The 11,882-nt window shown below is 59.9% G+C and carries 10 protein-coding genes; 6 read left to right on the forward strand and 4 right to left on the reverse strand.

Translation table 11 applies throughout. The annotated features are described in order from the left end of the window. Nucleotides 1-176 precede the first annotated feature (176 nt). Together AC1DD5_RS18430 and metE are read left to right on the forward strand one after the other, a co-directional pair. Nucleotides 177-1,145 carry a methylenetetrahydrofolate reductase gene (locus AC1DD5_RS18430; protein WP_477522367.1) on the forward strand — a complete coding sequence of 323 codons (969 nt, stop codon included), beginning with the start codon at nt 177-179 and terminating at the stop codon, nt 1,143-1,145. 80 nt (nt 1,146-1,225) lie between these two features. Further along, nucleotides 1,226-3,565, forward strand: coding sequence for a 5-methyltetrahydropteroyltriglutamate--homocysteine S-methyltransferase (metE, locus tag AC1DD5_RS18435; RefSeq protein ID WP_477522368.1), 2,340 nt, complete (start codon nt 1,226-1,228; stop codon nt 3,563-3,565). A 69-nt stretch (nt 3,566-3,634) separates the two neighbouring features. Here the strand turns inward: metE and AC1DD5_RS18440 are convergent, their stop codons facing one another. Together AC1DD5_RS18440 and AC1DD5_RS18445 are read right to left on the reverse strand one after the other, a co-directional pair. Then, on the reverse strand, nt 3,635-4,141 hold the full coding sequence (locus tag AC1DD5_RS18440; RefSeq protein ID WP_223933081.1) for a DUF2004 domain-containing protein: 507 nt from the start codon (nt 4,139-4,141) through the stop codon (nt 3,635-3,637). Nucleotides 4,142-4,191: 50 nt separating this feature from the next. Further along, nucleotides 4,192-5,157 (reverse strand): LysR family transcriptional regulator, encoded by a 966-nt coding sequence (locus AC1DD5_RS18445; RefSeq protein WP_477522369.1) that lies wholly within the window; start codon nt 5,155-5,157, stop codon nt 4,192-4,194. 394 nt (nt 5,158-5,551) lie between these two features. Between AC1DD5_RS18445 and nrdH the strand changes: the two genes are divergently transcribed. From nrdH to nrdF, 4 genes are all read left to right on the forward strand, one after another. Further along, nucleotides 5,552-5,794 carry a glutaredoxin-like protein NrdH gene (nrdH, locus tag AC1DD5_RS18450; RefSeq protein ID WP_011775022.1) on the forward strand — a complete coding sequence of 81 codons (243 nt, stop codon included), beginning with the start codon at nt 5,552-5,554 and terminating at the stop codon, nt 5,792-5,794. Between the two features lie 62 nt (nt 5,795-5,856). Then, nucleotides 5,857-6,327: a class Ib ribonucleoside-diphosphate reductase assembly flavoprotein NrdI gene (gene nrdI, locus AC1DD5_RS18455; protein WP_216925512.1), complete on the forward strand. Its 471-nt coding sequence runs from the start codon at nt 5,857-5,859 to the stop codon at nt 6,325-6,327. A gap of 11 nt (nt 6,328-6,338) precedes the next feature. After that, a complete protein-coding gene (nrdE, locus tag AC1DD5_RS18460; RefSeq protein WP_477519825.1) occupies nt 6,339-8,480 on the forward strand; it encodes a class 1b ribonucleoside-diphosphate reductase subunit alpha in 2,142 nt (713 codons plus the stop codon). A gap of 123 nt (nt 8,481-8,603) precedes the next feature. Continuing rightward, a complete protein-coding gene (gene nrdF, locus AC1DD5_RS18465) occupies nt 8,604-9,578 on the forward strand; it encodes a class 1b ribonucleoside-diphosphate reductase subunit beta (protein WP_431115430.1) in 975 nt (324 codons plus the stop codon). Between the two features lie 164 nt (nt 9,579-9,742). Here nrdF and AC1DD5_RS18470 read toward each other — a convergent pair whose 3' ends face one another. Both AC1DD5_RS18470 and AC1DD5_RS18475 read right to left on the reverse strand, forming a co-directional pair. Beyond that, nucleotides 9,743-11,020, reverse strand: a complete 1,278-nt coding sequence (locus AC1DD5_RS18470; RefSeq protein WP_477522370.1) for an HNH endonuclease — start codon at nt 11,018-11,020, stop codon at nt 9,743-9,745. Between the two features lie 137 nt (nt 11,021-11,157). Beyond that, the gene (locus AC1DD5_RS18475) at nt 11,158-11,646 is read right to left on the reverse strand and encodes a hypothetical protein (protein ID WP_477522371.1); all 489 of its coding nucleotides are present in this window, start codon (nt 11,644-11,646) and stop codon (nt 11,158-11,160) included. Nucleotides 11,647-11,882 lie beyond the last annotated feature (236 nt).

Below are 11,882 nucleotides of genomic sequence, written 5' to 3' on the forward strand. Positions count from 1 at the left end.
TGCCCCCATGTGGGCCTGACATTTGCACACGGAAAGCTTCATTCCAGGCGTACCAGTCGCGGCTGCGTCCTGCTGGAGTTCTTTCGTGTATCCCAAACTCAATTCATCGATCATGCAATCAATGGTTCCCTTGGATCCATTGGGTGACGTTCGATGACGAACAGCCAAGGACGCAAATGTCGCCACCAAGCCTTATTGACATACATCCCAACCTCGCCGGAACGGCACCCGTAGCACTTTCCTACGAGCTGTTTCCCCCTCGCTCCCCGGCAGCCGCAGAAACCCTGTGGACCACTATCCGTGAACTCGAAGCCACCGAGCCGGACTACGTTTCCGTGACGTACGGTGCCAGTGGCTCCAACCGGGACACCGCTGTTGACCTCATCAACCGTCTCCTGCTCGAAACCACGCTTCGGCCCCTGGCCCATCTGACGTGTGTTGGCAACACACCGATTGAACTGGCGGAGATCATCGGTGAGCTCCTGGACCACGGCGTCCGTGGCATTCTGGCACTGCGCGGCGATCTGCCCAAGGACGGAAGCCAGCCTGCCAGCGGTTCACTCCGGTACGCCCAGGATCTGATCGAACTGATCCGCCGGGTGGAGCAGCGTCGTTCAGCACTCCTTTGCGCTGGCAAGATCGCTGTCGGAGTGGCGGCGTACCCCACCAGGCATCCTGAATCGCCAAGTGTGGGACACGACGTCGAAGTTCTTTTGGCCAAGCAGCGTTCCGGCGCGGACTTCGCGATCACGCAGGTCTTTTTCCACGCGAACGAATACTCGGACCTTGTTGCCCGTGCACGTCGGGCCGGGGTCACCATTCCGATCATCCCCGGTGTCATGCCGCTCACCAGTCTCCGGCGCCTGAAGCGCCTCGGCGAGCTGGCCGGCGTCGAGCCTTCCGTGGAACTCATGGAGCGGCTTGCTGCCGTAGACACTGAAGCAGAGCGTCGCCGCATCGGCGTCTCCGCCACCGTGGATCTGGCCAACGCAGCCTTGGATGCCGGTGCACCGGGCATTCACTTGTACACCTTCAATGAGCACGCTGATGCCCTGGACGTGCTGGACAAGCTGGCTCTGCCGCGGCCGTCGCGCCCTGCTGGCCGCGTAAACACCCTGGCGCTCCGCCAGGAATACGCAAGCTAACAGCCTGCCACCAACCCGTCGGCTCTATCCCGGCCACCCAAGACACCAACCTTTTCAAACCACTTCATCAAGGAATTCCCATGACTGAAAAGAACACGCCCGCCACTCCGTTCCCGGCAGCCTCGCTGCTCGGCTACCCTCGCATCGGCCGTCGCCGCGAGCTCAAGAAGGCTGTTGAAGCTTACTGGGCCGGCAAGATCGACGCCGCAGCACTGGACGCAGCAGCAAAGGACATCCAGCTCACCATCGCCAAGCGCCTGCAGGAACTGGGCCTTACCGAAGCTGCCGCTGTTCCGGGTACCTTTTCCTTCTACGACCAGGTGCTGGACACCACCGCTCACCTGGGTGCAGTTCCGGCTCGCTTCGGTAACCTCCTCAACGCTGAGGGCCAACTGGACATCGATGGCTACTTCACGCTGGCACGCGGCAACAAGGAACAGCAGCCGCTGGAAATGACCAAGTGGTTCGACACCAACTACCACTACCTTGTTCCGGAAATCGGCCCGGAAACCGAGTTCACGCTCGCCTCCACCGCCAAGGTTGACGAGTTCGCCTTCGCACTTGCCAACGGCATTGAGACCCGCCCGTACATTGTCGGCCCGGTCACCTACTTGCTGCTCTCCAAGGCATCCGACGACGCCTCGGCGGGTTTCGCCCCGCTGTCCCGCCTCGAGGACATCCTGCCCGTTTACGTGCAGCTGCTTGAGAAGCTCGCCGAGGCTGGCGCCAGCTGGGTTCAACTCGATGAGCCGGCCCTGGTTGTTGACCAGGACACGCCGGCCGCTGAGATCGAAGCAGCCGTTGCCCGCGCTTACGAGGTCCTCACGTCTGCCGCGAAGCGTCCCCAGATCCTTGTCTCCACCCCGTACGGTTCGCTTGACGGCCAGCTCGGCACGATTGCTGCCACCAACATCGACGGCCTGCACATCGATGTCTTCAAGGGTGGAGTTCCCTCTGCAGCTGCCCTCGCAGGCCTGGGCAACAAGACCTTGGTTGCCGGTGTGGTTGACGGTCACAACATCTGGCGCAACGATCTCGCAGCATCCGCCGCGAAGCTGGACGAACTGAAGGCAGCTGCCGGCAAGCTTGCCGTCAGCACGTCCACCTCCACCCAGCACGTCCCGCATGATGTTGCTGAGGAAACCACGCTTTCTGAGCAGCTGCGCAGCTGGTTGGCCTTCTCCGACCAGAAGGCAGTGGAGGTCAAGACCCTCGCTTCCTACTTGGCAGACCCCGCGTCGGCCCAGGCTGCCATCGATGAAGCATCCGCCGTGATCGCTTCCCGTGCAACCGCCGAAGGCGTTCGCCGCGACGACGTCCGCGCCCGCACCGAAGCACTGACCGCTGCGGACTTCAACCGCTCCGAGTACGCGGTTCGTGAAGCTGCCCAGGAAGAGGCACTTCACCTTCCGCCGCTGCCCACCACCACCATCGGTTCGTTCCCCCAGACGTCCGAGATCCGCTCCGCACGTGCCCGCAACAACAAGGGCGATCTCACCAACGAGCAGTACGAGCAGCTCATGAAGGACGAGATCAAGCGCGTTGTGGACCTGCAGGAAGAACTGGGCTACGACGTCCTGGTTCACGGCGAGCCCGAGCGCAACGACATGGTCCAGTACTTCGCGGAGAACCTTGAAGGTTTTGACGTGACGGTCCACGGCTGGGTCCAGTCCTATGGATCCCGCTGCACCCGCCCGTCCATCCTGTGGGGCGACGTCACCCGCAGCGCTCCGATCACGGTTGCCTGGGCTGAGTACGCGCAGTCGCTGACCAGCAAGCCGATGAAGGGCATGCTGACCGGTCCGGTCACCATCCTGGCCTGGTCCTTCGTTCGCGATGACCAGCCGCTGGGCGAGACCGCCAACCAGGTTGGCCTGGCACTCCGCGACGAAATCGCTGACCTCGAGGCAGCCGGCATCAAGGTCATCCAGGTGGACGAGCCCGCCCTCCGCGAGCTCCTCCCGCTGCGCAAGGCAGACCACGCCGACTACCTGAAGTGGTCCGTTGACTCCTTCCGCCTTGCCACTGCCGGTGCTGCCGACTCCACCCAGATCCACACCCACCTCTGCTACTCCGAGTTCGGTGTGATCATCGATGCAATCGACGGCCTCGACGCAGACGTAACCTCCATCGAAGCTGCACGCTCCCGCATGGAGGTCGTCCACGACCTCGAGTCCCACGGCTTCGGCCGTGGCGTTGGTCCGGGCGTTTACGACATCCACTCGCCGCGCGTTCCGGGTGAAGCTGAAGTCACCGAACTCCTGGCCACCGCCGTCAAGCACGTTCCCTCGCGCCAGCTCTGGGTCAACCCGGACTGCGGCCTGAAGACCCGTGGCTATGCGGAGACCGAAGAGTCCCTGCGCAACCTGGTCAAGGCAACCCAGACGGTTCGCGCCACGCTGCTCGAAACCGCTAAGTAAACCAGCCACAACGACGGCGGCCGGTCACCGAAAGGTGACCCGCCACCGTCGTTCGCGGTTAAAACTGTTTTACGACTCCCAAAGAATTTCATCATCCACTACGCCGTCTTCATCGGCGGCCACTACCAGCAGCTCATCCGTGAAGTGCGAACCGAGGGTGAAGTCCAGGACGAAATAGCGCTCGGGCTGGCCAGGGTAGATGGCCACATGACCTAGTTTGAGGGCTTTGAGGAAGACGTCGTTGGTGAGCTGGGACTTGTCCCTGACCCCGAAAACCGATTCGAGCTGCTCTTCCTTGAGCTGGGAACTATGGAAATGCAGGAACTGCTGCGGATTGGTACCGTCCTGGTCCAGTTCATCGGCGATCATCTCCCGGACCTGGTCAACCAGCTCCGGCAGGAAGCGCAAGCGGTAGTCCACCTTGTGCATGGCAGCCTCGTCGAAATGGTCATGCGCCGTGACGTTAAGGTCCAGCTCAAGCTGATTGCCGCCGAGTTCGTGTTTGGTCACGAAGCAATGTTCACGCCCGTGATTGAGCTCGATCTCCCCAAAATGTGTGCTCGCTACCTTGCCCATGTGATCAATCTAACCCCAACATCGGGCCGGTTCCAGCAATTGGGAAGAATTCACCTCCGACGCTGCGGACCCTTGACAGGCGCTGATTTCAGGGGATGCAAACCGCTCTTTTCGGACGTACCACGGAGGGTATCGGCCAGGAGCTGCGTAAACAGTTGCACTTGCGCTGTGCGCTTTTCATTGATGAGCAGCGCGAACACGTTTCGTGCCAGCCGGATGTCGGGGACGTCAAGGACCACGACGCCGGGTGGCCTGTTGCGCAGCGCCAGTTCCGGTACCAGCGAGGCACCCAGGCCAGCTGCGGTCATCTCCAGGCTGGCGTGGAAATCGTCACTGTAAGCCACGACGCGGGGGTGCAGGTTGCAGCTGGCGAACAGGCGTTCGATCACGAGGGCGTCGCTGGTTCCCGGGTGGTGGACAATCCACGGCATGTCCGAGAGGTGCGAGGCTTCAATCTCGGCGTCCTCGCGGATTTTCCACGAAGCGGGCAGTACCACGCGGAAGTCGTCGTCGCCGATCCATTGCCGCTCCAGGGAATGTGGCCACGCCAATCCGGACTGGCCCACCTGGTACACCAGTGCGACGTCCAATTCTCCGCCACTGCGCAGTCCCTGGATGGTCTGTGCCGGCTCAGCGACTGATACCCGCAGCTCGATGCCAAGTCCGTTCCACCGCTCGTTCTTCAGGATGTCCGGGAGCACATAGGTGGCAAGGCTTGGGAAGATGCCCAGCCGCAATTCCTGTGGTGGCGCATCGTTGGTCCTTGATGCTGCCGCCATCAGCGCTTCGACGTCGGTCAGCACCTTTGAGGCGTGCCGCGTCATGGTGATGGCCGCCTCGGTGGGAATGACGCTCCTCGCCGAACGCTGGAACAGTTCCACGCCCGTATCGCGTTCCAGTGCTGCCATCTGCTGGGAAACGGCGGAGGCTGTGTAGCCAAGCTGTGCGGCCGCCGCAGCGAAAGAACCTAAACGGGTTACTTCCATCAGCGTCCGGAGGTGGAGGAGATTGACCATCAGGAGAGTTTAGCTGTTCGCCACGCCACATTTTCAAAGTGTCACGACACGCCGGAACCCGGCGACACGCTGGAGATTAAATGTGTCTAAGTAGTCCACAGGGTGTGGATTTCATCTCCCACTTTGGCGGAATCACGGACATTTTGAGGCACCTGCCCTGTGGACGAGCGGTGGATTGAATGACATACTTGTAATACATCATCTTGGGGTCCCGGCGAGGCGCTTGCACTACATGTAGTATCGGTTTACGGATTGAGCGGGAAACCAGCACAAGACTAAATAAGCGTGTTGGCTGCCACAGCAGCCTGCGGGCCGGTATCGGATTCAGTATTCAGTTCCGGTTGAGCCCGCCAGATACGAAGAGCGACAGACTTCAACTAAGGGGACAGGGATCATGACCGTTACGGTTTACACGAAGCCGGCCTGTGTTCAGTGCAACGCAACCTACCGGGCACTCGACAAGAAGGGCATTGCCTACCAGAGTGTCGATATCTCCCAGGATGCCGAGGCGCTCGAACGCCTCAAGGCGCTGGGTTACATGCAGGCTCCCGTCGTCGTGACCGAGCAGGACCATTGGTCTGGATTCCGCCCGGACAAGATCGAGGAACTGGCCCAGGCCGTTTCCTCCGTGGCCTAAGTTTCCTTTCGGACTTCGCCACCACAGCAAGCAAGAATTCCTATGTAGTCGAGGTGACTTCCATGGCACCGCTGGCAACGGCATCCGTGCGCAGTGACACGGACACTGTGACCACGAGGAGTCACCTCATCTACTTTTCCTCGACATCTGAGAACACCAAGCGCTTTGTCCAGAAATTGGGCAGGGATGCAGCGCGCATCCCGCTTTATGCGCACGATGCCCCACTACAAGCACTTGAACCCTTTGTCCTCGTCCTGCCGACTTACGGTGGGACGAACGGCGAAGGTTCAGTGCCTAAGCAGGTCATCAGGTTTCTCAACAACCCACGGAACAGGGAACTGATCCGGGGTGTTATCGGTGCAGGAAACACCAACTTCGCGGACAACTATTGCGCAGCGGGAGACATCATCGCCGCCAAGTGCAACGTGCCGCATCTCTACAGGTTTGAACTCATGGGGACGCCGGAAGACGTCGATCGGGTCAATCAAGGATTGGAAAAGTTTTGGACACTACTGTCGCAGAAACAGAAGTAACCGGGGGCGCTGTGGAAACGGCCAAGAAGCCACTGCCGGAGGCCTACAAGGGCCTGGGCTATCACGAGCTCAACGCCATGCTGAACCTGTATGGCCCCAACGGCGAGATCCAGTTTGAAGCCGACCGTGAAGCCGCGCACCAGTACTTCCTGCAGCACGTGAACAACAACACCGTGTTCTTCCACGACCTGGAAGAGAAGCTCGACTACCTGGTGAAGAACCAGTACTACGAGCGCGAAACCCTCGACCAGTACACGATGAACTTCATCCGTGAGCTCTTCAACCGTGCATACAAGAAGAAGTTCCGCTTCGAGACTTTCCTTGGCGCCTTCAAGTTCTACACGTCCTACACACTGAAGACGTTTGACGGCAAGCGTTTCCTTGAGCGCTACGAAGACCGCGTCTGCATGGTTGCCCTGCACCTTGCCCGCGGTAACGAAGAACTTGCCAGCCGCCTGGTTGACGAAATCATCGACGGCCGTTTCCAGCCCGCGACCCCCACCTTCCTGAACGCCGGCAAGGCCCAGCGCGGTGAGCTGGTCTCCTGCTTCCTGCTCCGCATCGAAGACAACATGGAGTCGATTGCCCGCGCCATCAACTCCGCACTGCAGCTCTCCAAGCGCGGTGGCGGTGTAGCCCTATCACTCACCAACATCCGTGAGCACGGCGCCCCGATCAAGCAGATCGAAAACCAGTCCTCGGGCGTCATCCCCGTGATGAAGCTCCTCGAAGACAGCTTCTCCTACGCCAACCAGCTTGGTGCCCGCCAGGGTGCAGGTGCCGTGTACCTGCACGCCCACCACCCGGACATCCACCGCTTCCTGGACACCAAGCGTGAGAACGCCGACGAGAAGATCCGCATCAAGACGCTCTCCTTGGGCGTTGTGGTTCCGGACATCACGTTCGAGCTCGCCAAGAAGAACGAGGACATGTACCTCTTCTCCCCGTATGACGTCGAGCGCGTCTACGGCGTTCCCTTCTCCGACATTTCCGTCACGGAGAAGTACTACGAGATGGTTGACGATTCGCGGATCAAGAAGACCAAGATCAGCGCCCGTGAGTTCTTCCAGACTCTCGCCGAAATCCAGTTCGAGTCCGGCTACCCGTACATCATGTTCGAGGACACCGTGAACCGGGCCAACCCGATCGACGGCAAGATCACCATGAGTAACCTGTGCTCGGAGATCCTGCAGGTTTCCTCGCCGTCCATCTACGCGGAAGACCTCAGCTACGAAACCGTGGGTAAGGACATTTCCTGCAACCTCGGTTCCATGAACATCGCGAAGACCATGGACTCGCCGGACTTCGGTCTCTCCATTGAGACGTCCATCCGCGCCCTCAGCGCCGTTTCGGACATGTCCTACATCAACTCGGTGCCGTCCATCGCCCAGGGCAACGCCCAGAGCCACGCGATTGGCCTCGGCCAGATGAACCTCCACGGCTACCTTGCCCGCGAGCACGTCCACTACGGTTCCGAAGAGGGCCTGGACTTCACCAACATCTACTTCTACACGGTGCTGTTCCACGCTCTGCGGGCCTCCAACCGTCTGGCCATCGAGACCGGCCAGAAGTTCGGCGGCTTCGAAAAGTCCACCTACGCCTCCGGCGAGTTCTTCGAGAAGTACACGGAGCAGGAATGGGTTCCGGCAACGGAGCGCGTCCGCGAGCTCTTCGCCGGCCACCACATTCCTACTCAGGATGACTGGCGTGAGCTCAAGGCTTCCGTCATGGAGCACGGTATCTACAACCAGAACCTGCAGGCCGTTCCGCCCACCGGTTCCATCAGCTACATCAACAACTCCACGTCGTCGATCCACCCGGTGGCCGCCAAGATTGAAATCCGCAAGGAAGGCAAGATTGGCCGCGTCTACTACCCGGCTCCGTACCTGACCAACGACAACCTGGAGTACTACCAGGATGCCTACGAAATCGGCTACGAGAAGATCATCGACACCTACGCAGCTGCAACGCAGCACGTGGACCAGGGCCTGTCCCTGACGCTGTTCTTCAAGGACACTGCCACCACGCGCGACATCAACAAGGCGCAGATCTACGCATGGCGCAAGGGCATCAAGACCCTCTACTACATCCGTCTCCGCCAGATGGCCCTTGAAGGGACAGAGGTGGAGGGCTGCGTCAGCTGCGCCCTCTAATCAACTTAAATCGGTTGATTCCCTGCGGCGAGCTGCCGCACTCAAAACTAAAGATTACGACGGCGGGTTTCCACCCGCCGTCGTAGGCTTACCTTAAAGAACCCAACGCTAAAAGGGGATGAAATGACCGAAAAGGTCAAGCTGCTTAGCCACGTCGAAGCGATCAACTGGAACAAGATCCAGGACGACAAGGACGTGGAAGTCTGGAACCGACTGGTCAACAACTTCTGGCTGCCGGAGAAAGTGCCGCTGTCCAACGACGTCCAGTCGTGGCATACGCTGACGCCGGATGAGCAGCAGCTCACCATGCGTGTTTTCACTGGCCTCACCCTGCTGGACACCATCCAGGGCACAGTCGGCGCTGTTTCGCTGATCCCGGATGCACTGACTCCGCACGAAGAGGCCGTTTACACCAACATCGCCTTCATGGAGTCGGTGCACGCGAAGTCCTACTCGTCCATCTTCTCCACCCTGTGCTCCACCAAGGAGATTGACGACGCTTTCCGCTGGTCCCTCGAGAACGAGAACCTGCAGAAGAAGGCTCAGATCGTCATGGACTACTACCAGGGCGACGATCCCCTGAAGCGCAAGGTTGCCTCCACGTTGCTGGAGAGCTTCCTGTTCTACTCGGGCTTCTACCTGCCCATGTACTGGTCCTCACGCGCGAAGCTTACGAACACGGCCGACCTCATCCGCCTGATCATTCGCGATGAAGCCGTGCACGGTTACTACATCGGCTACAAGTTCCAGAAGGGCCTGGAGAAGGTTTCCGAGGCCCGCAAGCAGGAAATCAAGGACTACACATTCGAGCTCCTCTTCGAGCTGTACGAAAACGAAGTCCAGTACACCCACGACCTCTACGACGGAGTCGGCCTGGCCGAGGACGTCAAGAAGTTCCTGCACTACAACGCCAACAAGGCCCTCATGAACCTCGGCTACGAAGCCATGTTCCCGGCTTCCGTCACCGACGTGAACCCGGCCATCCTTTCGGCACTCTCCCCGAACGCTGACGAGAACCACGACTTCTTCTCCGGCTCGGGTTCCTCGTACGTGATTGGCAAAGCTGTCAACACCGAGGATGAGGACTGGGAGTTCTAAACGGATTTAGTTCTTGGTATCTTCAAAGCCCCTTACGCTGTGCTGGCGTGAGGGGTTTTGTTGTTAAGAGCGCAGTTGTGGAAGGCACGTATCCGGGGCAGGACGTATGCGCGCTAGAGCTCAGGCAGCTCCAGTAGGACCATGCCAATTGACTCGAAACTTCCTTAATGAACCCGGGTTCGTTCATAGCCTGGCAGTGGCGGACCCGTTGAGTGGTAGTTGTGCCCGGTGGGCGTGGTCACCTTCAGCGTGTGTCTCTCTGCGGGTTCTGGTCTGACGCTCCATCCGGGGTTTTCCTTGGTGTGGTTGCATCGTTCGCAAAGCCCGGCAGCGTTATTCAGTGTGGTTTTACCGCCTTTGGCCCACGGCAGGATGTGGTCGTAATGGCGGATGGGGGCGTCGCAGTATGGCGTGCGGCAGGTGTGGTCGCGGGTTTCGATGACCCGTCTCATGCCCGTGGGGAAGAAACGTGCCCTGGAGTCGGTGGCAAGGAGCTCGCCCGTGCTTGGTGCCGTGAACAGTCGTCGCAGCCAAATGCTGAAGTCTTGGTCTGTCTTGCTCTCACCGCTGGTTAGGAGCTCCCTGGCACATTCTGCGGGCACGATCCCGTAGCCAGTAAGTCTTGCGGGTTCGCTGTCGCCTTGTAGCAAGGTGCGGTCGGTCATAACGAGTTGAAGGTCGATCCCAGAGAAACCTGCGGGCGAACCGGTGATGCGTTCGACGAGCGTGTCCGCCATTACCTGTCCCCGGGGCCGGCTGTCCCCATCGGAGCGTGCTGAGTCTGCATGGCGGGTGAGCGCGGCGTATACAGCGACGCCTTGGGCGACCGGGAGTAGCGCTGTGAGGATCGTCATTGTGTCTGGAGCCGGACGGAGGCTGACATGCCGTTCCGATGCCGCGTGGGCAGCCCGTTGCGTCACGGAACGAGGATCACGACGATAGGCCGCTGCTTTTGCGGCGGCGATGATGGTCTTGTCGCCGGCACCATCGAATGTGCCCGCATCCGGGGCGAGTTCCTCGTCCACTGCACAGCGATCTTCAGCACTGAGGCACGCTGTTTCCTTCACGAGGAGTGTGGCGCGCCATTCGTTGAGCTTTCCCGACTCCAGAGCGGCCATAGTGCGCGGCATCTCCGACACCAGCGCCTTCGCCAGTCCCAGAAGCCGGGAACCCTTGTTTGGTGATTCACGCCGGGCGAGCGCGATCTGCGCTGCCACACCTTGGCTTCGTTCAGCCGCTGGAACTCCGGACTCTGCGCGCTCTTGGCGCTGGGCAAGGTCAAAGGCCACGGCTATTTTCGCTTGCAAACTTGAGATCGCAGACTTCATGTCCTCAAGAACACGCAGCTGATCTATCAGGTCACCGCTGACGTTGCCTGCATGAGCACGTTCAGGCAGCGAAGCGACCGCTTGCGTGGCTTGTATCTGCTGACTCCGGCTCATGTTTTTACTATGTCAGTAGCCACCGACATTTTTACCGCCGGGAACCAAGACAGCAGATCCAAGCGGCGACTGCACACAACTTGCTGATACTCATCCGCGCTCGATCCACAACACCGAGCGCGGACGAGCCTCATCTGTTATCCGACTGTCTTGCGCCTCCGATTCGAGCGCTCGATGCCACGGATGATAAGTTCTCCCGCAATTCCGAGGCCAATAGCAGCAGTCAGGGCGCCGTTCCGGTCAGAGCTTCTGGCGAGATAGCTGTTCTGGGATGCTTGGACTTCAGCAAGGTCGTTCGCATACCAGCCATTGACGACAGACTGCTGCGGCGCTCCCTTTGTTTCCCCGTTATTCACTTCATTCTTGATGGCGGCTGAACTCAGCTGGGACCGCCACTCTGATGGACTGCCGGAATCGATCAGGTTCGGGTTGTTACCAAACCACGCGAGCAGCAGAAGCAGGGCGGTCACAACCCCGAGCAGGATACGTGCGAAGTTCGGGCCTCCAACGGCGGCCACGAGGGCTTTTAGTTTAGGCTTTCGGCGCACTTCGTTGAATTGTGGTGCCTGCTCCGGCGTTGGCGGCAATGCTTGCGATGCGGTGCCGTCGGTTGTTTCGGATGTCATTCTTTCCCCATTTTCATATTGTTATCAGAGCTGACCGCCTGGTCGCGGCGACCCTTTGCCAGCGCCCGTTCCAACAGGCGGTCGGAAGGCGGAGTGCAGGTCGGCCCTCACCTCATGACGGACAGCCCACCACGGTAACACTGAAGGGGGAACTCATAGGGTCTTTGTGTCGGTTGGACGCACGGGTAGAGAGGTTCTACGGCAAAGGTGGAAACGCACCGAACAATAGATCATCG

Source organism: Paenarthrobacter sp. 10L420, assembly GCF_056395385.1.

Bases quoted from the DNA above. Each gene is read 5' to 3' on its own strand.
- metE (WP_477522368.1), top strand. From the start codon at position 1,226: ATGACTGAAAAGAACACGCCCGCCACTCCGTTCCCGGCAGCCTCGCTG.
- nrdI (WP_216925512.1), top strand. From the start codon at position 5,857: ATGGCACCGCTGGCAACGGCATCCGTGCGCAGTGACACGGACACTGTG.
- AC1DD5_RS18445 (WP_477522369.1), bottom strand. From the start codon at position 5,157: ATGGTCAATCTCCTCCACCTCCGGACGCTGATGGAAGTAACCCGTTTA.
- AC1DD5_RS18430 (WP_477522367.1), top strand. From the start codon at position 177: ATGTCGCCACCAAGCCTTATTGACATACATCCCAACCTCGCCGGAACG.
- AC1DD5_RS18440 (WP_223933081.1), bottom strand. From the start codon at position 4,141: ATGGGCAAGGTAGCGAGCACACATTTTGGGGAGATCGAGCTCAATCAC.
- nrdF (WP_431115430.1), top strand. From the start codon at position 8,604: ATGACCGAAAAGGTCAAGCTGCTTAGCCACGTCGAAGCGATCAACTGG.
- nrdH (WP_011775022.1), top strand. From the start codon at position 5,552: ATGACCGTTACGGTTTACACGAAGCCGGCCTGTGTTCAGTGCAACGCA.
- AC1DD5_RS18470 (WP_477522370.1), bottom strand. From the start codon at position 11,020: ATGAGCCGGAGTCAGCAGATACAAGCCACGCAAGCGGTCGCTTCGCTG.
- AC1DD5_RS18475 (WP_477522371.1), bottom strand. From the start codon at position 11,646: ATGACATCCGAAACAACCGACGGCACCGCATCGCAAGCATTGCCGCCA.